Origin of the sequence: Sphingobacterium detergens, assembly GCF_003610355.1 — a bacterium.
In the GTDB taxonomy this organism is placed as follows: Bacteria; Bacteroidota; Bacteroidia; order Sphingobacteriales; family Sphingobacteriaceae; genus Sphingobacterium; species Sphingobacterium detergens.
In genome coordinates this window covers 789,677-812,283 of sequence record NZ_RAPY01000001.1, presented here as the reverse complement: position 1 = coordinate 812,283, position 22,607 = coordinate 789,677, and the positions used below count along the sequence as shown (strand labels likewise).

The 22,607-nt window shown below is 41.4% G+C and carries 26 protein-coding genes and 1 pseudogene; 16 read left to right on the top strand and 11 right to left on the bottom strand.

Annotation, left to right across the window (positions count from 1 at the left end):
- Positions 1-65 precede the first annotated feature (65 nt).
- Positions 66-626: a cyclic nucleotide-binding domain-containing protein gene (locus DFQ12_RS03510; protein ID WP_147420317.1), complete on the bottom strand. Its 561-nt coding sequence runs from the start codon at positions 624-626 to the stop codon at positions 66-68.
- 94 nt (positions 627-720) lie between these two features.
- On the bottom strand, positions 721-1,152 hold the full coding sequence (locus tag DFQ12_RS03505; protein WP_120257629.1) for a hypothetical protein: 432 nt from the start codon (positions 1,150-1,152) through the stop codon (positions 721-723).
- Positions 1,153-1,505: 353 nt separating this feature from the next.
- On the opposite strand from DFQ12_RS03505, the gene DFQ12_RS03500 reads away from it, so the two are divergent.
- On the top strand, positions 1,506-2,534 hold the full coding sequence (locus DFQ12_RS03500; protein ID WP_147420316.1) for a hypothetical protein: 1,029 nt from the start codon (positions 1,506-1,508) through the stop codon (positions 2,532-2,534).
- A gap of 39 nt (positions 2,535-2,573) precedes the next feature.
- Here DFQ12_RS03500 and DFQ12_RS03495 read toward each other — a convergent pair whose 3' ends face one another.
- Positions 2,574-2,768, bottom strand: a complete 195-nt coding sequence (locus tag DFQ12_RS03495) for a hypothetical protein (protein WP_120257627.1) — start codon at positions 2,766-2,768, stop codon at positions 2,574-2,576.
- Between the two features lie 602 nt (positions 2,769-3,370).
- On the opposite strand from DFQ12_RS03495, the gene DFQ12_RS03490 reads away from it, so the two are divergent.
- The 7 genes and pseudogenes from DFQ12_RS03490 to DFQ12_RS03465 all read left to right on the top strand — a co-directional run bounded on the left by DFQ12_RS03490 (position 3,371) and on the right by DFQ12_RS03465 (position 8,185).
- Positions 3,371-4,126, top strand: coding sequence for a hypothetical protein (locus tag DFQ12_RS03490; RefSeq protein WP_120257626.1), 756 nt, complete (start codon positions 3,371-3,373; stop codon positions 4,124-4,126).
- A gap of 9 nt (positions 4,127-4,135) precedes the next feature.
- Positions 4,136-4,540 carry a DUF5675 family protein gene (locus tag DFQ12_RS03485; RefSeq protein ID WP_120257625.1) on the top strand — a complete coding sequence of 135 codons (405 nt, stop codon included), beginning with the start codon at positions 4,136-4,138 and terminating at the stop codon, positions 4,538-4,540.
- A gap of 376 nt (positions 4,541-4,916) precedes the next feature.
- Entirely contained in the window at positions 4,917-5,141 is a 225-nt protein-coding gene (locus DFQ12_RS03480; protein ID WP_120257624.1) for a hypothetical protein, read from the top strand.
- On the top strand, positions 5,128-5,301 hold the full coding sequence (locus DFQ12_RS28055; protein ID WP_167457185.1) for a hypothetical protein: 174 nt from the start codon (positions 5,128-5,130) through the stop codon (positions 5,299-5,301). Before DFQ12_RS03480 ends, DFQ12_RS28055 begins: the two co-directional genes overlap by 14 nt.
- A 411-nt stretch (positions 5,302-5,712) precedes the next feature.
- A pseudogene (locus tag DFQ12_RS28605) lies at positions 5,713-6,021 on the top strand (nuclear transport factor 2 family protein); the annotation flags it as partial.
- A gap of 78 nt (positions 6,022-6,099) precedes the next feature.
- Entirely contained in the window at positions 6,100-7,269 is a 1,170-nt protein-coding gene (locus DFQ12_RS03470) for an FAD-dependent oxidoreductase (RefSeq protein ID WP_120257623.1), read from the top strand.
- A gap of 118 nt (positions 7,270-7,387) precedes the next feature.
- Positions 7,388-8,185 carry a hypothetical protein gene (locus DFQ12_RS03465; protein WP_120257622.1) on the top strand — a complete coding sequence of 266 codons (798 nt, stop codon included), beginning with the start codon at positions 7,388-7,390 and terminating at the stop codon, positions 8,183-8,185.
- 136 nt (positions 8,186-8,321) lie between these two features.
- Here DFQ12_RS03465 and DFQ12_RS03460 read toward each other — a convergent pair whose 3' ends face one another.
- The 3 genes from DFQ12_RS03460 to DFQ12_RS03450 all read right to left on the bottom strand — a co-directional run bounded on the left by DFQ12_RS03460 (position 8,322) and on the right by DFQ12_RS03450 (position 10,236).
- A complete protein-coding gene (locus DFQ12_RS03460; protein ID WP_120257621.1) occupies positions 8,322-8,642 on the bottom strand; it encodes a nucleoside triphosphate pyrophosphohydrolase family protein in 321 nt (106 codons plus the stop codon).
- A gap of 223 nt (positions 8,643-8,865) precedes the next feature.
- Entirely contained in the window at positions 8,866-9,276 is a 411-nt protein-coding gene (locus DFQ12_RS03455; RefSeq protein WP_120257620.1) for a DUF2000 domain-containing protein, read from the bottom strand.
- A 3-nt stretch (positions 9,277-9,279) separates the two neighbouring features.
- Entirely contained in the window at positions 9,280-10,236 is a 957-nt protein-coding gene (locus tag DFQ12_RS03450; RefSeq protein WP_120257619.1) for a bifunctional helix-turn-helix transcriptional regulator/GNAT family N-acetyltransferase, read from the bottom strand.
- Positions 10,237-10,397: 161 nt separating this feature from the next.
- On the opposite strand from DFQ12_RS03450, the gene DFQ12_RS03445 reads away from it, so the two are divergent.
- The gene (locus tag DFQ12_RS03445) at positions 10,398-10,664 is read left to right on the top strand and encodes a hypothetical protein (protein WP_120257618.1); all 267 of its coding nucleotides are present in this window, start codon (positions 10,398-10,400) and stop codon (positions 10,662-10,664) included.
- Between the two features lie 122 nt (positions 10,665-10,786).
- On the opposite strand, the gene DFQ12_RS03440 is transcribed toward DFQ12_RS03445, so the two are convergent.
- The gene (locus DFQ12_RS03440; protein ID WP_120259204.1) at positions 10,787-11,716 is read right to left on the bottom strand and encodes a helix-turn-helix domain-containing protein; all 930 of its coding nucleotides are present in this window, start codon (positions 11,714-11,716) and stop codon (positions 10,787-10,789) included.
- Between the two features lie 79 nt (positions 11,717-11,795).
- Positions 11,796-12,731, bottom strand: a complete 936-nt coding sequence (locus tag DFQ12_RS03435; RefSeq protein ID WP_279634403.1) for an aldo/keto reductase — start codon at positions 12,729-12,731, stop codon at positions 11,796-11,798.
- Between the two features lie 276 nt (positions 12,732-13,007).
- Here DFQ12_RS03435 and DFQ12_RS03430 point away from each other — a divergent pair, with 276 nt between their 5' ends.
- Positions 13,008-13,928: an Rpn family recombination-promoting nuclease/putative transposase gene (locus DFQ12_RS03430; protein WP_120257616.1), complete on the top strand. Its 921-nt coding sequence runs from the start codon at positions 13,008-13,010 to the stop codon at positions 13,926-13,928.
- A 74-nt stretch (positions 13,929-14,002) separates the two neighbouring features.
- Here DFQ12_RS03430 and DFQ12_RS03425 read toward each other — a convergent pair whose 3' ends face one another.
- Together DFQ12_RS03425 and DFQ12_RS03420 are read right to left on the bottom strand one after the other, a co-directional pair.
- The gene (locus DFQ12_RS03425; protein ID WP_120257615.1) at positions 14,003-14,815 is read right to left on the bottom strand and encodes a helix-turn-helix domain-containing protein; all 813 of its coding nucleotides are present in this window, start codon (positions 14,813-14,815) and stop codon (positions 14,003-14,005) included.
- 124 nt (positions 14,816-14,939) lie between these two features.
- Entirely contained in the window at positions 14,940-15,788 is an 849-nt protein-coding gene (locus DFQ12_RS03420) for an SDR family NAD(P)-dependent oxidoreductase (protein WP_244211666.1), read from the bottom strand.
- 367 nt (positions 15,789-16,155) lie between these two features.
- On the opposite strand from DFQ12_RS03420, the gene DFQ12_RS03415 reads away from it, so the two are divergent.
- From DFQ12_RS03415 to DFQ12_RS03400, 4 genes are all read left to right on the top strand, one after another.
- Positions 16,156-16,992: an SDR family NAD(P)-dependent oxidoreductase gene (locus tag DFQ12_RS03415; RefSeq protein WP_120257613.1), complete on the top strand. Its 837-nt coding sequence runs from the start codon at positions 16,156-16,158 to the stop codon at positions 16,990-16,992.
- 95 nt (positions 16,993-17,087) lie between these two features.
- Complete coding sequence (locus DFQ12_RS03410) at positions 17,088-18,038, top strand: helix-turn-helix domain-containing protein (protein WP_120257612.1); 951 nt, start codon at positions 17,088-17,090, stop codon at positions 18,036-18,038.
- A 52-nt stretch (positions 18,039-18,090) separates the two neighbouring features.
- Positions 18,091-18,663 (top strand): Crp/Fnr family transcriptional regulator, encoded by a 573-nt coding sequence (locus DFQ12_RS03405; RefSeq protein ID WP_120257611.1) that lies wholly within the window; start codon positions 18,091-18,093, stop codon positions 18,661-18,663.
- 78 nt (positions 18,664-18,741) lie between these two features.
- Positions 18,742-19,131, top strand: coding sequence for a RidA family protein (locus DFQ12_RS03400; RefSeq protein ID WP_120257610.1), 390 nt, complete (start codon positions 18,742-18,744; stop codon positions 19,129-19,131).
- A 52-nt stretch (positions 19,132-19,183) separates the two neighbouring features.
- On the opposite strand, the gene DFQ12_RS03395 is transcribed toward DFQ12_RS03400, so the two are convergent.
- Positions 19,184-19,888 (bottom strand): NUDIX hydrolase, encoded by a 705-nt coding sequence (locus DFQ12_RS03395; RefSeq protein WP_120257609.1) that lies wholly within the window; start codon positions 19,886-19,888, stop codon positions 19,184-19,186.
- A 313-nt stretch (positions 19,889-20,201) separates the two neighbouring features.
- Here DFQ12_RS03395 and DFQ12_RS03390 point away from each other — a divergent pair, with 313 nt between their 5' ends.
- Both DFQ12_RS03390 and DFQ12_RS03385 read left to right on the top strand, forming a co-directional pair.
- A complete protein-coding gene (locus DFQ12_RS03390; protein ID WP_120257608.1) occupies positions 20,202-21,890 on the top strand; it encodes a ribulokinase in 1,689 nt (562 codons plus the stop codon).
- Positions 21,891-21,897: 7 nt separating this feature from the next.
- Entirely contained in the window at positions 21,898-22,599 is a 702-nt protein-coding gene (locus DFQ12_RS03385; RefSeq protein WP_120257607.1) for an L-ribulose-5-phosphate 4-epimerase, read from the top strand.
- Positions 22,600-22,607 lie beyond the last annotated feature (8 nt).

The following is a 22,607-nucleotide window of genomic DNA, read 5'->3' as shown; positions in this document are numbered from 1 at the left end:
TGCCTATTACAAAGGAAGGGACATTAAAAATCGAAAAATCGGGTCTGACGGTAGTATTTCAACTTTTATTGATTTCTTTTGCTTTCATATATTGTCTTTGGGTCTATGTACAAAAATTGGCTCAGCAATTTATTGTTCAGACTATGCAACAGCACAGGCATCAGCTCCTTGAATTTTGCATACCTGGCCATGGAATCTTGGGCCATAATAAGTCCCTTTTTATTAAAAAAATCTGATTTACGCTGCCGCATGATACTCACAAAATGATGCATGCTTGGATACCGGTCTTGCAGCTCCTGCAAAACTGTTAAGGGTATACAGGCAATTTTACTTTTTTTGAGAAACTGAATATTCAGATCCTGGCTGTTAAAACTATACTCGTGCTTGGTACCGGTAAAATAATGCCCTTCCGTGGCGATCCAGTGGAGATAGGGCTTTCTGAGTTGAAGCTCATATGCGCCCACCATACCCTCGAGCACATAGCACCAATAGGGACGGCTCTCGTCCTCCCGGCAATAGATCTGCCCGCGCTTACCTTGGCGTACTTTAGTATGTTGGATCAGTGCATGGCGACAGGGATCTTCTACATTGAAATGTGCATTTAAATGTTTGATAAAGCGATTCACTTTTAATATGTTGTAAATGAATAGTTCATGAAAAAGAAAAAACGCCATGAGAGAGATATGGCCCATGGCGTTTTGTTGAATTATTTTAGATCACCTAAAGAAGCGTGTAGTAAATCCTGACGATCAAATGCCCCTCTAAACGGCGACTGAAGATGTCATTTGCTTTAGATTCTACGGGTATCTCAGGTGTATCTGACTGGATCTTGTTTGACTCATACTCCGTCACCTTGACCGAATCTCGGGAGAGGGTACTGGCAGCTTTTTCATTGGTCTGCTTTTCCAACGTGATGTCTGCCTGGTTGTTGATGGCAAAGGCGATCTCTTGGGCAAGATTATTTTTGAAGTCTGATGACAGCGATATGAGATACTCAACCTGGCTCTCCGAAAGTTCAAAACGCGACATAAGCCAGCTGCGTAGGCAGAGCAGGATCAGCTTTTGCTCCATCATCTGGAGTTCGACGGTTGAGCTGTACAACTGTCTGAGCCATTGTCTGACTCCCATCTCATCAAATGTGTATTTGTTCATTCTGTTTAGTTTATCGGTGATTGCTAGGCCTCAAAGGATATAGCGGCATGCCAATGCTATACATCAGGCAACTAGTATGCACCGTTGTTAAAAATTTAAATTAGTTTTATAATTCGATCGAACAGCGAATCTAAAACCAAATCACTAAAAAGCGAAGGAAACAAAGGCCGAGATCGGCGAAAACGAGAATGGTTTCGTCGAGATAAGTATTAAACACGCTTGAATGCTACTTAAACGCATTTGCAAAGTCTACGAAGGGATAAATTAAATCTATGATAACATGTAAAGGAAACGTTACCTTAAGTAATCATACATATTATTAACTTAGAGGTTAATCTTATTGTCAACCTATTATGATAACACTTAAATCTTTCTTTCGCTCCTGGTATGGAACTTTGTGGATAATTTTATTATTAGCAGCTATTTCATCTTGTATGGTCACTTTTTACACGACTGAAGAATCTTTATTTTCGAGTATAACCATGAAAAAACATGGTTTGATATTTCTTTTTAGTTTGGTATTAATGCTATTGGCGATAGTGCCTGTTGCATTCGTCATATACAAACTTGACTCGTACAAATTTCTGGGGCAAAATGAAATAGTACGCTATCTGATCCAATTTGCGCTACTCGTTTTAGTTTTGGGGGCTGTGGCCTTAAGAATTGTTTACAAGGTCTATTTAGAGGTATTTGGGCAAGATCTGCAAAAAGGTGATTATTTTGAGCGGGATTTTGTCGTGGTTATGTTCTGCTTTATCATGGTTCAGTTTTATTATGCCTTTCGAAAGGAAAGAAAGATTAATAACTATAAAAAAAAGCGTGTAAAAGTAATGCAAAAATGGCTTTTGCAGAAAGATGAGCAGATACGAGCGGTGGAAAAAAAGAGTAATGAGCTTCGGATGCAGTATGAGCAGGAATTGAATGAACTAAGAAACCGGAAGCAACGACTGCGTGCCAACCACGATCGTTTGAGCAGTGACGAAAACAGATTGAAGGCTTGTCTCAAAGAGGTCACCCAACAGATTGAGGTAATGATAGGTGCTGTCAATGAATGGGTGAGAATAACTCAGATTGCGTATTTCCATCTCAAGGAAGGATCCGCCAGATCCAAGCTGGTCGATGTACGTTTGCTGGATGGTCGGGAGGGCACTGTTGATATGGATTCCCTCGCCAAAATTGAAAGACAATGGCCTAATTTATTTTTCCGCGCCGGTCGGGGGCTGTTGATCCAACAGCTGGCCATAAAAGACCAATACAAGGAGGGCAATGATTATATTGTGCAGCTATTGGGCATAGATCAGGAGCAGTTGAAAGTGCCGGCTGAGGCTTACGATAGACTACTGAAAATAAGGGAAGAATGGGCATTGGTAAATGAAAGATAAGAGTTAGGGGGCGGGCTTGCGCCCCCCAATTTTAGAAATTTAAAGCCGTTCAATAACTTCTGCTAGGGGTAAGTCATAATATGCTGCAAATTCATGTATGGTAAGTTGCTGGTGCTTGGCCTTTCCATAGGCATCTTTTGCCTGCTGGTATTTGCGCTGTGCCTGCCTGGGACTGAGATCGAGTATCAGGGCAACATCTTTTGGATTGATACAAAGTCGATATTTTTTGCTCATGTTTATCTGGGCTGATGGAGTGCTGTGGGGCATAATATGGTCATGCCACAGACAATCCATAGGTGGTACCATGATTTTCCTGTTAGCTGGATACCTCTCTGCCGATAGATGCACGATGCGCACTTTTAACGACAGCCCTTAAGAAAAAAATTAATAATTCTACTTTAAACGATTCAATCCATATTTTGTTTTAAATATTTGTATAACAACATTTTGATATTTACCAGTTAATCTATTACGTACGATAATATCAGCCCTTTTTGATCTTGGCTATTGCTCCGGTACCATCCTACGGGGCTATTAACAGGAGGCTACCATCCCCACACATTTTACTTACACGCAGTCTACGGATTGCTGTAACTCTTTGGTAGCTTTTCAGTAGCTCTCCAGTACCTTTTTGGTAGGGTATTGGTACCTCTTCAGTACACTCGCGGTACACTAACAGTACTTAAATACTAGCACATGATGGACAAATAGTGCCATATACTGCCATTCCTAGCCTTATACTGTCAATTTAAGCCATGTTGGCCATATCGGGCCATTTTGGACAGTGGGGGTTTTAATGCTCGCCATCTTTGTGTTGTCATCAAAACTTAAATATCATGGCAAAACAAGAAAGTTTAATCAAGTTTAGAGGGAAGGTCGGGGACCTTTCTTTTAGCAAACACCGCAGTCGCGGTTATGAAGTCCGCATGAAAGGCGGTGTGGACAAGGCCCGGATCCAGACGGATCCCAATTTTCAGCGAACACGTGAAAATATGGCCGAATTTGGTACTGCCGCAGGTACCGCCAAACTCCTACGTATCCAGCTGAACAATCTGCTGCGCACATTTGCAGACAATACGATGCGCAACAGGCTGACGTCGCTGATCCACAGGATACAAAAGTCGGATTCGGCAAATGCACGTGGCGAGCGGATCTTTCTAGAGGAAAACAGTACAATGCTCAAGGGCTTTGAGTTTAACCAGGCCAGCAGCCTAAAAATGCTGCTGGGTGAAAAACTGGAACCAACCTATGACCGTACCGCCGGTGAGGCCACACTGATCATTCCGGAATTCAACCCACAAAATGATGTCATGCTGCTGAACGGGGCGACGCACATGTTGTTTACACTGGCCGTTGCCGAGCTGAGTACGGATGAAGTACCTCCGCGTCCGGTGATGGTCAGATCGGGCTACATTCCGCTGATTGGTGTGCACGTTGAGGAAACACTACAGGCACCATTGGTCGTAGATGCTGCAAAAGTGGTATACATCATTGTCGGTATTTCGATGTATCAGGAAGTTAACGGGGAATTCTATCCACTCAAGAACAACCCTTATAACGCAATGACCATCGTGGACGTAGACATTCCATAATAACCTGTCATGAACAACAGACACACTCTCAAGCTCCTCCGGAAATATGGGGCTGAGGGAACAAATGGAACGATCACGTACAACGGTGAGCATATCTGCCATACCATCGAGCTGCCTGACCGCAATAACATCAGGCGGATCAGCTGCATTCCGATCGGTCAGTACAAACTGGAGAAGGTCCGTTACCAGCGGCATGGTGAGCAGATCGGTATCCCGCATGTGTTAAACCGTGAAGGAATCTTGATCCACGCGGCTAATAATGCCAAGGACGAATTGCTCGGCTGCATCGCTCCGGTCACCAGTCTAACCGGAGAGGGGCAGGGTGTCGGAAGTGGGAAGGCCCTGGCCAAGCTGAAAGCACTGGTGTATTGCCTGTGGGATATGGGTGATGATGTGTATTTGAGTATTCGATAAGGCTTTGGAGATCTGGAATTGCCTGCTGCATTCCTTTGTGCCATCTTCTTAGCAAGCTGACGGCATAAATCAAACTCGCTACGCTCGGACAGTGATTTACGCTATCCTCATCTTGCGTCAGCGATAAGCAGTCGGAACGCAAGGCATGTTTATCGAAAGGTGTAGTGGAGGAAGGAGATTGGTAGTCGGAACGCTAGGCTTTCAATTCTATGATCTCCTTAGCTTAACGAAAAGTGTGTGTTGGAGGATGGGGAAACAATGTCACTTATTCTTTGCCCTTCAATATTTATCGAAAGGGGTATTGGTGGAGAGGCAGGATTAGCGGTCGGAATATCTTGCTTCTGATCGCTAATCCTGCCTATTTAGAGTAACAGAAATGAAAAAAATCGTTAACAAAATCGGGCAGGTGCTGCAGCTGGTGCTGGCGGCACCTGTTAAACTACCAGGTAAGGTAGGGAATGTATTAAAATACCTAGCTTTGGGGCTAGGGATCGTGGAGACAGTATTGGATCAGGAGGAGCCCCTGCCAGAGGCTCACGACATACCAGAGAAAGGCTCTAAGGAAGCATTGGAAAGGAGCAAAGCCGATGAAGCTGAATGATCTCCGTATCTCCACAATCGGTGGAACAATCTGCTCCATCTGGGCGAGTATCTCGCTTGGCGATGTACTGCAGACGGTCCTTATGGCTGCTTTGGGTACACTGGTAAGTTTTGCGACCAGTCGTTTGCTGGGGCGCTATAGTAAACGAAGACGTCCATAATGGATGGCAAGGTGCACCGTTTGGGTGCGCCTTGTTCTTTTTAAAACGATATTGGTTTTTTAGCTCGTTGGAATGGAGAAGTTTGCCATGGAGCAATGATTTCCAAACTATTTCAGATCGCTGTAGTAGATTAAGGTTTATCGACCATATTGCCGCTTTTTAATCGTCGAACAGAGATTCATTATATTTTGTTTGTGGATAGAATTCAAAATAGATGAATTAATTTGTCACACATTTTTTTATATATTTAACTAGTGAAATTTATTTGAAAAAATGGAAAATAAAATAGCAAAAGTGGACAGAAGTCATCCTGCTTTCAGGGAAAATGCAGCACCTTTTTATCAAATTATCATGGAAGGATTAAAAGGCGAAGTTGAGGGCGAACATTTTTAGGACGCAGTTGCAGAAGATTGTGTGTTTGAGTTTTTATACATTTTCAAAGGATTTCCGACAAAAATTGAAGGACGAAAAAAGTATATGGATTGGTTTGGCGGTTACAACAATCTACTTACTTCAGCCGATAATTTGCGAATTTATAAATCTGCAAAACCCGAAAATGTAATCATTCTTGAATACGAAGTTCACGGTACAGTTCCTTCAACTCGCAAACCGTATGATAACCGCTTTTGCTCTATCATAACCATTAAGGACAGAAAAATAGTTTATTGGCGAGATTATATGGATACAATGGCAGTGATTACTGCGAATACACAGGATTAACAAAAAACGGACGAAGAACCAGGGCAGACTTTCCTCAATTCGCCACAAATAGAAACCAGAATAATTTGACTAAAAAATATGTTGATTAAAAACAAAAAAATAGCCATTGTTGGCGGTGGACCAGGTGGACTGACATTGGCTAAACTTTTGCAACTGAAAGGAGTTGATGTAAAAGTGTATGAAAGAGATATTGATAAAAATGCACGGGTGCAAGGTTCGCCACTTGACTTGCACGACAATTCAGGTTTGGCTGCTTTAGAAAAAGCCAATTTATTGGATGAGTTCAAAAAGAACTATATGCCTGGAGCCGACAAAACGACAATCACCAATGAAAAAGCAGAGATATTTTTTAGTGACCACGAAACTGTACAAACCGAAGATTTTGGACACGAACATTTTCGTCCGGAAATAGACCGTGGCACATTACGAAGAATTTTAATAGACTCTTTACAAGATGATACCATTTTGTGGAACAGTCATTTTCTTTCCATGCAAAAACAAAATGAAGGCTGGTTGCTACAATTCAAAAACGAGACTACATCCTATGCCGACATTGTAATAGCTGCTGATGGTGCAAATTCAAAAATAAGACCCTACATAACCGATATTAAATCCTTCTATTCAGGTATTACAATGCTTGAAGGGAATGTATATGAAGCCGATAAATCCCTGCCAAAAATCTCAGGAATACTTCGGGGCGGAAAAATAATGGCATTTGGAAACGAGAAAGATATTTTGATGGGGCAAAAAGCGAATAATGAAATCGGGTTTTATGCAAGTTTTAAAGCTGAGGAAAATTGGGCTGCAAAAAGCAATTTAGATTTTTCGGATAAATCACAACTGCTTGAATGGTTTAAGACCACCTATTTTGACTGGAGCGATATTTGGTATGAACTATTTGAAAATGTACAAACGCCATTTATTCCACGACCTATAAACTGTATGCCGTTAAACCAAACCTGGGAAACCATCGCAAACCTAACTTTGGTCGGCGATGCAGCACACGTAATGCCACCTTTTGCAGGCGAAGGTGTAAATATGGCAATGCTCGATGCTTTGGAATTGAGTGAATGCTTGACAACTGACAAATACAATTCAATAAAAGAAGCAATTGCTGTTTACGAAAAAACAATGCAAAAGAGAGCTTCGCTTATTGCACAGGAATCGCTTGAAAATGGAGAAAAAATGCACAGTAAAAATGCACTAACTACAATGATTAGTTTTTTTGGCGGAGATCATCACGGATAAAAGTTATTTTATCAGGTTGAAATATTCCCCGTTTCTTTTGAAATTGTCGGCAATCAAAGTGAATAAAACAAAAAAATAAAAGCAATTGAAAATCTTTTCCGCAAAATACGATAGCAAGATGCAGCGAATATCAGGAAGACATTTAGGTTTTTTTTCTATTCTGCTTGCGCTTATTTTTATACTGGGGGCCTGTGGGCATGTGACAACAAGGAAAACCGGAGATAATTCGGCAGGAATTCCCAAAAAAGACAGTGTAAAAACTGGTGCTATAGACAGGGGAGGAAACACAGCTATAAAAGATAAAGTTTCTATCAATTTCACCCAGCATAAAACTTTACTCGACCTGATCTTATTATTGCCGGACGACGCATTTTCAAGCTGGGAATGGAAACCGGAAGATCGATTAAAATGGTATAATGAAATAAAAGCCAATAATTTTTATAGTGATGCTACTACCAAGTTTTCTAAACAGAAGTATTTTGAACCGGACAGGGCAGGCTTTATGATTGTTGACGGCATTTGGTCAATCAACCTGTATCATGCCACCGATGGTTCAACCATTGTTATTACAGATGATCATGTCGGAGATGGTCATACCCTGAATTTTTATGAAGTTAGGTCTAACAAACTAAAAGAGTACAAAGAAGGGGAGTCCATGCTTTCTGGCTTCAGGGAGACTTTGAAAAAGACTGACCCGGTAGAACATTGTAGCGAGAAGTTTGATGAGTTGGAAGATCTTATTTTCGAATACGACTTTTCTAAAAATGATAAAATTGAAATCGAAAGCTCCTGGTATTTAGTGCAGGAATCTTATGGAAACTGCCTCAACGGAAACGCCATACAATACCGTTTCAATCCGCAAACCAAGAAATTCGATATCGAAAAGATCTATTGGAAGCCGAAACAAAGGGAATAAAATAATATCTTTCCGGACTGAATGAGCACCCCAATATAGACGAAGACCCTATTCGTAGGCAATTGTATCTTTTGGAGCTGCAGGAAGAAAAGAATGCCTGAAACTAGGATAGGGGCGATTTTGTGGAATTACATACCTATTTTAAAGCGTCCTCCGTTTTGGTTAAAAATTGATCAACGGCCTCCCTAATATCAATTCCAGATCTTTCCGCCAAGACAATCAGCCACCAAATGTTTTCGCCAAGTTTATGTTTCAATTCCGCTTCAGAACCGGCTTTCGGCCAACGTTGTTGTTGCGACATAACGTTTCTGCCTACTAGACCAGCATCCGTTAAATAAGCCAGCGCATCCTCCTCCACAGTCCATTCACTTCCATGGTGCAGCAATTCCAGTTCGCGATATTTTTTTCTAATTTCCATACTGCGGCGAATGATTTCATCAAAATCAGCTATACTCATATCTTTACTATTGTTTAGTCCACATTGGATTTGTTTCTAATATAGCCATAATCCATAGATATTGCTAACCTGTCAAAATCAAATTTGAGATCAGGCCCAATAAACGTTATTGACCATAGGTTTAGCGACCAGTCAGATACTGGGACGCTACTGTAAGCGAAGACGTCCATAAATAATGGCAAGGCGCACGCTGTGAACCAGTGATGATAGCTACAATTGTTGTCTATTCGTGGAATTTTAATCCATCGAATGCCTTATCGACTTTCTTATTTTCACCATAGACGATAATACCTACTAGATCCAAATCGTCTGTACTACGTTTTGCGATTTCCAAAATATTTTCCTCACCAGAACGTGTGTCAAAAAGTGGTTTTGTGTAAATACCAATGGCAAGTCCTCTGTCTTTTGAACGGAGGAATGCTCGTTGTAATTTTTCTTGTGATTCAGCCTTGTAAATAAGTACTGGATGCTTCAAAAACGGAAGAAATTTCACATTGTCTGCAGTAATAAAATCATTACCATGAGTTTCGGGAAACTGAATCGCAATACTACTTGCCAGAAATGATACCACATTTAGTTTTTGCCAAATTAATAACTCGTCTTTAATAACTATTGCTACTTTTTTATCATACATTTTTTAATCTTTTAATTGTAATTCCATTTGAATATTGCAACGTTTATAAGGAGTTGAATGTCCTACTATCTTGTTAAAACCTAACTTGTAATACAAATTAATGGCTGGTTTTAAAATAGTATTGCTTTCAAGATATATTTTTGATGCTCCCAGATCTTTGGCTGAATTTATAGCAGCCTGTCCAAGTAACCAGCCTATATTTTTGCCTTGAACTTTTGGTGAAACAGCCATTTTTGCAAGCTCAAAATCATAGTTGGGGTCATCCATTTTCATTAGTGCGCAAACGCCAAGTGGTTCGCTGTTGTATAATGCTACAAATATTTTTCCTCCCTTTGCCAAGATATAATCTTCAGGATTATCCAATGCTTTATAGTCGGCTTCTTCCATTTCAAAGTAAGTGGATATCCATTCTTCATTTAACGCTTTAAAAGCGGTTTTGTATTTAGGCTCGTAGGGTACGATTTGTACATCCTTACTTTCACGGAGTTTTTTTTGTTCCTGTACTCTTTTCAGTAAAGGTTTTTGATCAAGTAAAAATTCCCACTCAGCCAGAGCTTCCCAAAGGTTGTGCGTAGCCTCATTGATAATTTCATTGATTGCATGATCAACATCGCCAATTTGTACTTTTATTTTTTCAGAAAGCTTTATTCCCTTTTCGGTCAGTCCTGCTACATTCCTGCGTTTGTCATTGGACTTAATATTGTCTATAACTAATCCGGCTAAAGCCATTTCTTTAATGATTTTTGTAACAGACGGTTGAGAATGTCCTATTTCGTTCGCTATTTCCGTTATCGTTTTTGTTCCGTCTTCTGACAGTACAAAAAATACAGGAAACCATTTTGGTGAAAAATCTACATCGTACAGTTCATAAATCTTGGCTGCTTCTTCGGTAATCTGTGAAGCCATAAAGCGCAGCCTACTGCCTAATGCCATTTTACCAGTTTTTTCAAATATGTTCATAATAATAATTAATTATATAACCAGTTATGCAAATGTATAAAAAAATATTTACTTCAAATCTTTTTCCCTTATTAAGGTTCAATTTTATTAATCTCGAAATGCGAATAAGCTGGGGGATTGTTAAACCAATTGAAATACTTTGGCAACATTGAATATATGGGTTGTGGAGTCATGGTGAAAGTCTTTTTGAAGTCCCGCTTAAATGTTGTCAGGCTTCGGCACCTGAGCTGCCGGCGGCAGTTAAGATATCGCCTACATTCGCGGAGAAAATCCAAAGCGAATTTGAAGGTGATATCTATTACAAAAACAAAATTGTAAAAATTGCGGTTAATGACAAGCCAATGCGCCACCTGATCAATGAGATTTTGATTAATCAGATGCATGTCGACAGGGATTATCCCGCGCCAACGTACCCCGCACGCAATTAATCATGCTACATCAATTTGTTGGAGCTTGCCACGCTTACGACCGAAAAACACTGCCTTTCGGTCTTGCGCAATAGAACAATGTAAATGTATGCGCCAAAATTTTAAAGATGGTTGCAGCAAAGTCAAAGCTTGTTAAAGTTCATCCTTCTTCTAAATTCAAGCGGTGAGACCGCTGTTTTCTTTTTGAATAAACGATTGAGTGACTGCGGCTGTTCAAAACCCAGTTGATAGGCAATCTCGGCAACGGAAAGTTCGGATCCGGACAGTAGATCTTTCGCTTTTTCAATGAGCTTATGTTGGATATGGTTCTGTGCGCTCTCACCGGTCTGTGAACGTAATAAATCACTTAAATAGTTTTTCGACATATGGAGCTGTTCGGCAAAATACCCAACCTGTGGTAAACCGTTGCGTTCGGTTTCGTCATTAAAATAGTGATCCAATAATTGTTCGAACCGACTGACCAAAGGGACATTGTGTACCTTACGTGTAATAAACTGCCGGTTATAAAACCGCTGCGAATAAACCAGCAATAGATCAATGAAACTGACAATAGCATCCTGGCTATAGCTGTCAATCGTATTTTCATACTCGCTTATGATCCCTTTCCCAATATTTCGGATCTGCTCTTTTTCCCGGTCGGACAGAAAAAGCGCTTCGTTGACTTCATAGTCAAAAAAACTGTAGCTGCCGATTTTGTTTGCCAGGTCATAGCTGCGGATAAAGTCGGGATGAAAAACTAGGGAATAGCCTACTTCGGCATGGACGGTCGTCGGATCAACGCTTATGGTCTGGCCGGGTTTAAAGAAGGTCATCAGGCCTTCCCTAAAGTCATATTGATGTGGCCCATATCGCAAGACGCATTGCGCATCTTCTTTGACAGAAATGCAGTATAAATTGAGCTGAAAGGTGGTCTCGACCGCAGGATGCGTATGTTTGTTTTTTGAAAAATCCGTGATGCTAAAAAGCGGATGCTGGGGTTTGGGGAGCTGCAATGCTTCATGATAGTCAGCGATGTTATTGATCCTGATCAATACTGATTCTTTCTTTGACATGCTATTAATACCTGTTAAATAATAAACGAATGTAAGGAAAATGCCATGCGCTTGCTGCAAGCATGGCATTTAATATTTTCTAGGGCTGCAAGGGCATCCTTACATCCCGGGAACCGGTATCCAGTCCAACCGGCAGAATAGCCTCAATGCGCTGCAACTCTTCGGCTGTCAATAGGATGTCAGTCGCAGCAATATTCTGCTCCACATAGCGCACTCTTTTTGTACCCGGTATCGGCACGATTCCTTTTTGGATCAGCCAGGCAAGGGCCAGCTGTGAGGGAGTAACTTCTTTCTCTTTTCCAATTTGTTCAAGTTCCCGCACCAGATCCAGGTTTTTATAAAACTGTTCGCCCTGAAACCGGGGGATAAGCCTGCGGAAATCATCTTCGGGGATATCGTCCGGCGACTTGATCTCACCCGTGATAAATCCACGGCCCAAAGGGGAGTAGGCGACCAGACCTATACCCAGCTCATTTGTCAGGTCGTATATACCATTGGTCTCCACCTCACGTCCAAATAAGGAGATTTCATTCTGCACAGCCGTGATCGGGAAGGTCGCGTGTGCTTTTTGGATTTGCTCAGCACTGACTTCGGAAATACCCAGGTACCTGACCTTGCCCGCTGTAACCAGCTCAGCCATTGCACCCACGGTTTCCTCAATCGGCACATTGGGGTCTGGGCGGTGCATATAATAGAGGTCAATTACATCGGTATCGAGATTTTTCAGCGAGCGCTCGATAGACTTTTGGATATACTCCGGCCGACCGTTGATGCGCCAGGTCACCTGATCATTATCGTCAATCTCAAAGCCGAATTTGCTGGCTAGGATAAATTTGTCTCGTTTGCCGCGTATGGCCCTGGAGATCAGCCTTTCGTTTTCAAAAGGTCCATAGAGATCGGCCGTATCCAAAAAGTTGCCACCCAGTTCCAGTGACCGGTGGATGGTGGCAATGGATTCTTGTTCGTCTGCCTTGCCGTAGATATCGCCCGTGGAGGCAAAACTGCTCATCCCCATGCAGCCTAAGCCTATCATTGGAATCTCGAGCCCCTGCTGGCCTAATTTTCTTGTTTTCATCTGCTTCTTATTTTTGTTACCCAAAATTACGAAGGATGGCCTGCCAGCTGCTTACCCCAATTACGGAATCTTGTAACCGAATTACGGATCGTAAAAAAATTAGGTGATTAAAAAGTATTTACTAGCTACATTCTGTTATACTTATTTTTACTAAAATTATTAGTTTTATTGATTTATTTTTGCGATATTTACAAACAACAACCAATTATTGTATCTATGAACGAGCCAGTTTATATAGATCTAGTTTCAGACTATGCATTTAAGCGTATTTTTGGGTCAGAACCCAATAAGGATTTATTGATTTCGCTATTGAATGGGTTATTCCGTGGACGGAAATCTATTGTCGATTTATTGTACGAAAAGAATGAACATGTAGGAGATAGCGAGGAGATCGGTACGGTGATCTTTGACCTGATCTGTACCGCTGATAATGGAGAGAAGTTTGTGATTGAAGTACAACGTACTGCACAGATAAATCTAAAAAAACGCATGCTTTACTACAGCAGTAAGTTGATTGCCGATCAGGCTCCAAAAGGAAACCGGCGAGCGTGGAATTATGCGATAACCGAAGTATACATCGTGGTGCTCATGGATGGGTTTACTTTTTCACAGGCAGAAGAATCCAGCGCTGTTCTTCACGATATCTGTTTGTGTAACAGGAAGACAGGTCGAGTTTTTTATGAAGAGTTGGGGTTTATTTACGTTCAATTGCGTAACTTTACAAAAGTAGAGGCCGAATTAAAAGATGATTTGGATCGTTGGCTTTATGTTTTACGTAATATGTCAAAGCTGAATAAGATACCGGTCTATCTAAAGAAGACTATATTTGAAAAATTATTTAAAATAGCAGAATACGCAAAGTTGAATAAGGAGGAACGAGCAATGTATGATGTAAGTCTAAAACGTAAATGGGATGCTGAAGCGGTGCGCCAATATCAGGAGCAACAGCTTAACGAGGCTATTCAGAAAGGCCTCGAAACAGGTATTGAACAAGGTGCTGAGGCGAAAAGCTATGAGGTCGTGGAGAATTTGATTCATGAGCTTAAGCTTACCGATGATGTTATCGTGCGTGTTGCTGGGGTTTCGCTTGATTTTGTAAAGAAAGTACGAGCTGATCTAGCCAGAGACAAAAAATAATTATTCCCAATATAAACGAAGACCCTATTCGTAGGCAATTGTATCTTTTGGACCTGCAGGAAGAACGCCTGAAACTAGGATAGGGGATCGATCAAACGACTTGGAGCCAATCCAAATTGCTTTTTGAAAGCAAATGAAAAATGGGAGAGGTTTTCAAATCCTACCTCATAACAGACTTCCAAAGGCTTTTTTTTCTTTTCTGTAAGCTGATAATAGGCAAGTTCCAAACGTTTATGTGTTAACCAGCGTTGTGGAGTCATGGTGAAAGCCTTTTTGAAGTCCCGCTTAAATGTTGTCAGACTTCTGCCCGTCAGGTAACCAAATTTTTCCAGTGGAAGATTGAACATAAAATTCTTTTCCATATAATCGACAAGGTTGATTTTTCCGGGCTCCTCAAAATTAGCAAGCACTTGATCGATCTCTTGGTTCAGCGTTCGGAGAATACTGATGGCTTCGGTAATTTTAATGGAGGCAATATCTGCAGGAATGTCTTTCATGTCGAAATAGGGAATAAGTGATGCCAGGCAACTTTCCAGGAGCGGGTGATTATTGAAACAAAAAATCTTCGGTGAATTTTTGGGTTGGGGATTTATATTCTTGCCTGCATAGAAATTCGTTAATGTTTCTAATGATAAATGCATGACAACAGTTTTATGAGGTTCACCGTCTTTAGGATAATTAATAATAGTTGCCAACTGATTTCTGGGAATTAGAAAAATATCCCCTTTTCCAAATATATAGGTAGCATCAGCCTGTACAATCTTGGTTTCTCCGGAAAGAAACCAGACCAGCATATGCTGTTCAAACATAATATCTGATTTGAAAAACTTGTCTTCGTAGCTTGAAAGCTTTATATCTTCGGTAATGTATCGGGCTTGGTATTCCATGATTTTTGTTTTTTTTTGAGAGAAATCAATAATCTAAAGATAAGAAATAACAGCATTTACTTTGTTTAAAAGTTCATTGCTAAATTGGGGCAAAATGCAGATCCTGCCCCAGTTGTAAGCTGATTTACGGATTGAAGCGAATACCCGTCATCTCTTCTGTCAGTTTCCATAGTTTCTTCGCATTGGTTTCATCAAGTGAATAAGGGTGTACGCCTTTTTGGTCGGTCATATCTGATGATAGTACTGCAATGTCCCCATCCTCACAATAGACCCCTCCAATATGCTCCAATAAAGGGCTTGTAGCACACCATACTGTTGTAGCTGCTCCCTGTGGGATCGTTTTTAATGATGCCGCTACCTCAGGCAACATGTTGCCATTTACATCCACAAAACCCATTTTTTGAAATAGTTCCAGTGGAGCTTCTCTGCCCAATTCAGTCCCACCAATAGAACCTGGATGAACGGCATAGCTTCTGATATGGGAAGATTGTCCCCGCACATCCAGTTCCATTGAAAAAAGATTGACAGCGGTCTTGGATTGTCCGTACCCCTGTAACGTTTCATATGCGCTGTGAAGGAAATGAGGATCATCAAAATTAAAAGGCGCAAAATGATGACCGTGGGAAGAAACATTAATCACGCGTGCTCCATTGGCTTTTTTTAGTGACGGCCATAGTCTGGCGCTGAGCTGGAATAAGGCTAAATAGTTGGTCGCCAGCTGGGATTCTATACCCCGTGCATCTCTGCGAAGTGGTACCCACATAATACCTGCATTGTTGATCAGTAAATGTAAGGGTCTTCCTGACGCGATAAAGTTTTCCGCGAAAGCATCAATAGATGTGGGAGACATTAAATCCATTGCGACAATTTCGACATTTCTAATTCCTTCCAGATTCTTCTTTGCCTTTTCAATATCGCGCGCAGGTATGATTACTGTAGCTCCAGCTGCGGCGAGAACTTTGGTGGTTTCCAACCCAATTCCTGTGTTACCGCCAGTGACAATAGCGATTTTTCCGGTAAGATCGATGTTTTGAATGACATCATTGGCTGTTGATTTTGAATTGAAGCCCGAACCGATAGGCTGTTGTTGAACTCCCTGATAATTATTCTTTTTCCATTTTGAATACGTTTAATTGTTATTACTGAGACAAAATTAGGACGGATTAACATGCGCCGTTTTGTTCAAAAGTCCTAATTAGCTTTGTTCAAAAGGGCAGGTGATTTTATAACAATACCAGTCGTTCGTTTTTCTTTGTTTTGGTTAGGATAATCCTCATTCTGGCAACGTAAGGTATAGCTATTTAGGAGCAACTTTGCATGAAGATTAATACAATTAAAAAATGGAAAATAAACAGAAAGAAAAAGTTTGGTTCATCACAGGATCCTCAAGAGGATTTGGAAAAATATGGACAGAAGCCGCCTTGAAACGTGGAGACAAAGTGGCAGCTACAGCACGTAATATCGATCGTATTGCCGCATTAAAAGAAAAGTATGGCGATCAGGTTTTGATTCTTGAAGTGGATGTAACGAATGCCTCGCAAGTGCAAAACGCTATGAACAAAGCCAATGAATATTTTGGAAGATTAGATATTGTATTCAATAATGCCGGGTATTCTTTGGTAGGAACCATCGAAGAGGGCAGTACTGATGAGGTAAAAGCGATGTATGAAACCAATATTATAGGCCCTATCCATGTCATTCAGGCAGCATTACCTATACTGCGAACGCAAGGTTATGGCCATATTTTGGGGACGTCGAGCGCTGTTGGTATTTATAGTAGTCCTCTTATTGGGTATTATTGTTCTTCAAAATTTGCGTTTGAAGCGATATACGATAGTTTATCTAAAGAAGTTGCGGCCTTTGGCATCAAAGTAACGCTGATTGAACCGGGGGCTTATAATACTGAATTTGGAAGTGCTGAATCCCTAAAAATAGCCAGCAAAAAATTATCGGAGTATGACGCTTTAAAGAGCAGCTTGATGGAAAATTTACAAAAGCTGGAACGGGGAAATCCTATGGCCACTCTCGAGGCTATATTCGCTGTGGTAGATGATGAAAATCCACCATTGAGATTACTACTGGGTAAAAACGATTTGCCACATATTCAACAAATCTATGCTGAACGCATTCAGGAATGGAAAACTTGGAAAACTATTTCAGAAGCAGCCCAAGGTTAATCCATCGATGCTATTTTTGACATGCTTTTATTCGCTTTTCTTTTTTGTGAGGAAAAGCGAATATTGCTTAACTTGTAATCTGGAATTTTTATAACATGGCTTCAAAAAAATCGAATCATTCCTTAAAAAGATTTAATACACTGGCTGACGTAATGGCGGCATCTGGTTTTCCGCCCCCAAAGCACCCTTTAATCGTTTTGTTAAACGGTGTAGACAAACCACTTAAAGGTCGTGCACCGAATAGATCGCACGTACTGAATTATTATAAAATAGCTTTTAAACCGGATGCTGGAGGAGAGTTAAGGTATGGTCAGACTAAATTTGATTTTAAAGAGGGAGGTTTGTTTTTTGTGGCTCCACAACAAATTCTCTCTTCAATAGAAGAGAATGATAAAGAGGAAACTGCGGAACAAAAAATACTTAGTCCGCAGGTCACACTCCTTATAGATCCTGACTTTTTATTACAATACCCACTGGCACAAAAGATCCATCAGTATCACTTTTTCTCTTATGCGACCAATGAAGCGCTGCACCTTTCGACCAAAGAAAAAGAAACCATGCTTTCGCTATTCAGGGCGATAGAGGACGAGCTTGAAAGCCGTATAGACGACATGAGCCATGATGTGATCATCTCCCAGATTGAACTCTTGCTAAATTATGCCCAACGATTTTATAACAGGCAGTTTCTGACCAGAAAACAAAATTATCCTAGTCTTACTGACCGTATCGATCAGTTGCTGGAGGATTATTTTAAGAGTGATAAGGTTTTGAATGCCGGCGTTCCAACCGTCAATTATATCGCTGATCAGCTGCATATGTCAGCAAGTTATTTAAGTGATCTATTACGAAATCTTACGGGACAAAACACGCAGCAAATTATCCATGACAAAATGATTTACCGGGCTAAAAATAAGTTATCTACTACAGCGCTAAGTATTTCCGAAATTGCGTTTGAATTAGGTTTTGAACAGCCCCAATCCTTTAGCAGATTATTTAAATTGAAAACAAACCAAAGTCCACAGCAATATAGAGCTCAATTCAATTAACTTTTTACATAAAAACAAACCAAAATCAGCCACAATTGCTACTTATCACCCAATGGAAGATAAATATAATTTATTAAAAGAACATATAGGGAAAGTCGTTACTCTTACTGACGAAGAGTTTGCATGTGTAAGCGCATGTTTTATTTACAAGAACTATAGAAAATCCGACCGTATTTTTAAGGAAGGTGAAAACGTAAAATATATATACTTTGTATTGTCGGGTCTTCTTAAACTTTATTATACGGATGAGAATATTAAGGAGCATATTGTTTCATTTGCAATGGAAGATTGGTGGGAAACGGACGTTTCGGCCTTTTATACTAATGCAAATGCTTCATTTACGTTGGCATGCCTAGAGGACACTGAATTACTATGTCTATCGCTGGAAAATTTTGATCGATTGTGCAATCATTTACAAAAAATGGAGCGCTTTTTCCTGCGCAAATCAATTGCGGGTCATATCGGTTCACAACAACGGATCTTATCATTTTTAACTTCTGGAGCAAAAGAGAGATATGAGCAGTTGATAGCCCGAAATCCGGCTTTGGTACAAAGAATCCCAAAATTGCTGCTTGCTTCTTATCTGGGTGTGTCCAGGGAAACGTTAAGCCGTCTGTTTTCTTGATTTTATTAAATTGTGAGGTTTGTCACATCCATAAATATAAAAATATAGGGAGCTTTGTCGCACAATAAATTTACAACAATGGAAAAGCAAGTAATCAATCCTTGGAAATGGCAGGATGCCAGAAATTATGTGCAGGCAGTGGAAGTTAAACATGCAGCTTCAACTTTATATGTATCGGGACAATGTGCCATCAGTGAAGAGGGAATATCGAGTAATGCTGATATGAGAACGCAGATTATTCATAGCATTGAAAATCTTGAAAAAGTTATTCTACAAAGTGGTTATGAAGTTAAAGATCTCATTCGTCTCAATATTTACACTACCGATTCGACGGAATTAGTTGAACACTTCGATATTATACAGCGGTGGCTCAGCAAAAATCAGGTACAACAAACTAGTACCGTTTTGGAAGTCAAGTCTCTTTTTGAAACTTTAAAGGTGGAGCTTGAAGCAACTCTGGCCAGATAATTTCTTGATATGGCAGGGATTTTCGAAGTGCTTGCTACTGTTTTTTCCCGGATTAGTTTTCGGGAAACCAGCTTGGTAAATAGCGCAAAAATGACATGATTTTCTCCTTGTAGATGGCTGTATTCAATTTAAAATAAAAAGCGCCTTTCTTGGAGTTTTCTTTGTCCTTTTCTTCCAATTTGATAATAAGATCCGAGGAAAGCAACTTACGGCTAAAATTGCGTTTATCAAATTCGATATTATATACTCCCTCGTATAAGGCGGCAATCTGGGGAATGGTAAATTTCTCCGGCAATAATTCAAACAGAATAGGATAGAGCGCCGCTTTTATCCGCAGTCGATGCTGTGCCGAAGCAATCATCTGGTCGTGATCAAAGATTAACGTCGGATAGTTTTGCAATGGAAACCAATTGGCCTCATATTCCTCACTTAAAATATGCGTATATTTTTGCGTATCAATTAAAGCAAAATAACAGATACTGACAACCCGGCTGTTGGGCTCGCGTTTTGGATCACCAAAGACACTGCATTGCTCCATGTAAACGTTTTCCAATCCCGTCAGTTTTTTTAATACCCTGCTGGCAGCTAATTCAGGACTTTCGTCCGGTTGAACAAAACCTCCCATCAAACTCCATTTGTTCCGCTCCGGCTCAAAATCACGTTTTATCAATAATACCTGCAGGGATTCGCCATTAAATCCAAAGATAATACAGTCTACTGCTAAAAGGATTGCTGAGTCTTCTCTATAATATTCCATTATCTATTGTTTTGTCTCTCTTTTGACTTAATCTATTTTTTTTGATAAACCTAAACAGCTGATCAAATGCACAGTACAATGTGCACTCCCGCTTTTGAAAGCTGCAATTACCCCATACCCATCAGCCTTGGATTTATCTTATTTCGATGAGATGAAGATAGCTCAATTTTTTAAATATGAAAATATTCTTTCATATTTAAAAAAATAAATGTTAATTTGACACTAATTAATTTTGGGCCGATTATCCTGCTGGACAAACACCAAAAAGTAAGCTTTAAATCGAATTATAGATTATAAACCAAATTCAGTTAAAATGAGTAAATCATATGTCATCGGGGTGGATTATGGCAGCGATTCTGTCCGTTCAGTCTTGGTTGATGCAAGTTGTGGGGCGGAGATTGCGTCTTCCGTATTTTATTATCCGCGCTGGAAAAGGGGTGAGTTTTGCAATGCCGCCCGCAGCCAGTTCAGACAACATCCCCTGGATTACATCGAAGGCCTGGAGGCCACTGTAAAAGATTGTTTACAAAAATCCGGAATACAAAATATTGGGGAGCTGGTAAAAGCAATTTCGGTGGACACCACGGGTTCCACACCGGTTGCTGTGAATGAAGCGGGTGTGCCGCTGGCATTACTGCCGGAGTTCAAGGACAATCCCAATGCCATGTTCATCCTCTGGAAAGATCATACCGCTGTCAATGAGGCCAAAGAGATTAATCGGTACAACCAAAGCTACACTGTCGATTACCTGAAATATGTAGGGGGTATTTATTCCTCGGAGTGGTTCTGGGCCAAATTGCTCCATACCGTTAGAGTAGATCCGCAGGTGCGCCAAGCAACATTTAGCTGGGTGGAACACTGTGATTATATTCCTTTTTTGTTAACAGGTGGAAAACAGGCCAACGCAATTAAACGAAGCGTTTGCGCTGCTGGGCACAAGTCGCTCTGGGCTGCTGAGTTTGATGGTCTGCCCCCCAATGAATTCTTCGCAGGTATTGACCCCCTGTTGGACGGCTTTGTCGATCGTCTGTTTTCAGAAACCTATACCTCGGATAAGCCGGCGGGCCGCCTTTCGCCGGAATGGGCAGAGCGTCTAGGTCTTTCGACCTCCGTTGTCGTTGGTGTGGGCGCATTCGATTGCCATATGGGTGCCGTGGGTGGGCAGATTGAACCTTATTATCTGAGCAAAGTCATGGGAACATCCACCTGCGATATGCTGGTTGCGCCAAAAGAAGAGGTAGCGGATGTACTGGTAAAGGGTATCTGTGGTCAGGTAGACGGTTCCATCATCCCCGGAATGATCGGCATGGAGGCTGGCCAGTCTGCTTTTGGAGATGCCTATGCCTGGTTAAAGCAGTTGCTCTTATGGCCAACATACAATCTGATACCGGAACTGGAGGGGCTGAGCGATACAATGCGTGAAAACATACTGACCACACTGGAGGAAAAATTGTTGTTGCGACTAAGTGAAAAGGCGAGCAAATTGCCGCTAACGGCAGATTCGGAACTGGCGGTGGACTGGCTCAATGGCCGTCGGACGCCGGATGCGGATCAGTCGCTCAAAGCGGCAATCATGGGATTGCAGCTCGGCACCGATGCTCCGGCGATCTTCAGGGCGATTGCCGAAGCGACCTGCTTTGGGGCCAAAGCCATCGTGGAGCGTTTTGTGGATCAGGGGATCCCCATAAAGGGTCTGATCGGCCTTGGCGGTGTCGCCAAAAAATCACCTTTTATCATGCAGATGATGGCCAATGTGATGAATATGCCGATTCGTATCCATAAAAGCGAGCAGACCTGTGCGCTTGGTGCCGCCATGTTTGCGGCCACCGCTGCTGGATTATATGATCGGGTGGAGGATGCCATGCAAGCCATGGGTCAGGGCTTTGAATGCACGTATGAACCTGAACAGGAATGGCTGTCCATCTATGCCGAACGTTATGAAAAATACAAGGCCCTCGGTGCTTTTGTAGAAAGTAGGGTATCAATGCCTGTTACCGTTTAACCACAAAATGAGTACTATGTATAATTCAATTAAAGAAGAGGCTTATCGCTGCAATATGCAGCTGCCACAGTTGGGACTCGTGCTTTTTACCTTTGGAAATGTGAGTGTTGTCGACCGTCAGCAGGGTGTTTTTGCGATTAAACCCAGTGGTGTGCCCTACGAAGAATTGTCTCCCGAACTGATGGTGGTGGTGGACTTTGACGGAAAGGTCATCGAAGGCAAACTTAGGCCTTCCTCGGATACAAAGACACATGCGGTACTGTACAAGCATTGGCCGGATATCGGCGGCATCACCCATACCCATTCTACATTTGCAACAGCATGGGCGCAAAGCCAAAGGGATATCCCCATTTTCGGAACGACGCATGCCGACCACTTAACATCGGATATTCCCTGCGCGCCGCCAATGGATGACGAGATGATCGCTGGCAACTATGAGCATGAAACGGGTTTTCAGATCATCACTCACTTTAATCAGCAGCAACTGGATTATAAAGAAGTGGAAATGATCCTTGTCGGAAATCATGCGCCATTTGCCTGGGGTAAGGATGGAATGAAGTCTGTCTACAACAGTGCGGTATTGGAACAGGTGGCCAAAATGGCCTGGCTGACCGAGCAGATTAACCCGAATGCTGGACGGCTAAAGCCGGCGTTGATCAAAAAACATTACGAGCGCAAGCATGGTACAAATGCCTACTATGGCCAGTAACCTGCTGC

Bases quoted from the DNA above. Each gene is read 5' to 3' on its own strand.
- DFQ12_RS03460 (WP_120257621.1), bottom strand. From the start codon at position 8,642: ATGAGTATAGCTGATTTTGATGAAATCATTCGCCGCAGTATGGAAATT.
- DFQ12_RS03385 (WP_120257607.1), top strand. From the start codon at position 21,898: ATGAGTACTATGTATAATTCAATTAAAGAAGAGGCTTATCGCTGCAAT.
- DFQ12_RS03390 (WP_120257608.1), top strand. From the start codon at position 20,202: ATGAGTAAATCATATGTCATCGGGGTGGATTATGGCAGCGATTCTGTC.
- DFQ12_RS03490 (WP_120257626.1), top strand. From the start codon at position 3,371: ATGGCAAAACAAGAAAGTTTAATCAAGTTTAGAGGGAAGGTCGGGGAC.
- DFQ12_RS28055 (WP_167457185.1), top strand. From the start codon at position 5,128: ATGAAGCTGAATGATCTCCGTATCTCCACAATCGGTGGAACAATCTGC.
- DFQ12_RS03405 (WP_120257611.1), top strand. From the start codon at position 18,091: ATGGAAGATAAATATAATTTATTAAAAGAACATATAGGGAAAGTCGTT.
- DFQ12_RS03455 (WP_120257620.1), bottom strand. From the start codon at position 9,276: ATGTATGATAAAAAAGTAGCAATAGTTATTAAAGACGAGTTATTAATT.
- DFQ12_RS03470 (WP_120257623.1), top strand. From the start codon at position 6,100: ATGTTGATTAAAAACAAAAAAATAGCCATTGTTGGCGGTGGACCAGGT.
- DFQ12_RS03435 (WP_279634403.1), bottom strand. From the start codon at position 12,731: ATGGGGATGAGCAGTTTTGCCTCCACGGGCGATATCTACGGCAAGGCA.
- DFQ12_RS03400 (WP_120257610.1), top strand. From the start codon at position 18,742: ATGGAAAAGCAAGTAATCAATCCTTGGAAATGGCAGGATGCCAGAAAT.
- DFQ12_RS03415 (WP_120257613.1), top strand. From the start codon at position 16,156: ATGGAAAATAAACAGAAAGAAAAAGTTTGGTTCATCACAGGATCCTCA.
- DFQ12_RS03395 (WP_120257609.1), bottom strand. From the start codon at position 19,888: ATGGAATATTATAGAGAAGACTCAGCAATCCTTTTAGCAGTAGACTGT.
- DFQ12_RS03430 (WP_120257616.1), top strand. From the start codon at position 13,008: ATGAACGAGCCAGTTTATATAGATCTAGTTTCAGACTATGCATTTAAG.
- DFQ12_RS03440 (WP_120259204.1), bottom strand. From the start codon at position 11,716: ATGTCAAAGAAAGAATCAGTATTGATCAGGATCAATAACATCGCTGAC.
- DFQ12_RS03500 (WP_147420316.1), top strand. From the start codon at position 1,506: ATGATAACACTTAAATCTTTCTTTCGCTCCTGGTATGGAACTTTGTGG.
- DFQ12_RS03425 (WP_120257615.1), bottom strand. From the start codon at position 14,815: ATGGAATACCAAGCCCGATACATTACCGAAGATATAAAGCTTTCAAGC.
- DFQ12_RS03465 (WP_120257622.1), top strand. From the start codon at position 7,388: ATGCAGCGAATATCAGGAAGACATTTAGGTTTTTTTTCTATTCTGCTT.
- DFQ12_RS03495 (WP_120257627.1), bottom strand. From the start codon at position 2,768: ATGAGCAAAAAATATCGACTTTGTATCAATCCAAAAGATGTTGCCCTG.
- DFQ12_RS03450 (WP_120257619.1), bottom strand. From the start codon at position 10,236: ATGAACATATTTGAAAAAACTGGTAAAATGGCATTAGGCAGTAGGCTG.
- DFQ12_RS03505 (WP_120257629.1), bottom strand. From the start codon at position 1,152: ATGAACAAATACACATTTGATGAGATGGGAGTCAGACAATGGCTCAGA.
- DFQ12_RS03485 (WP_120257625.1), top strand. From the start codon at position 4,136: ATGAACAACAGACACACTCTCAAGCTCCTCCGGAAATATGGGGCTGAG.
- DFQ12_RS03410 (WP_120257612.1), top strand. From the start codon at position 17,088: ATGGCTTCAAAAAAATCGAATCATTCCTTAAAAAGATTTAATACACTG.
- DFQ12_RS03480 (WP_120257624.1), top strand. From the start codon at position 4,917: ATGAAAAAAATCGTTAACAAAATCGGGCAGGTGCTGCAGCTGGTGCTG.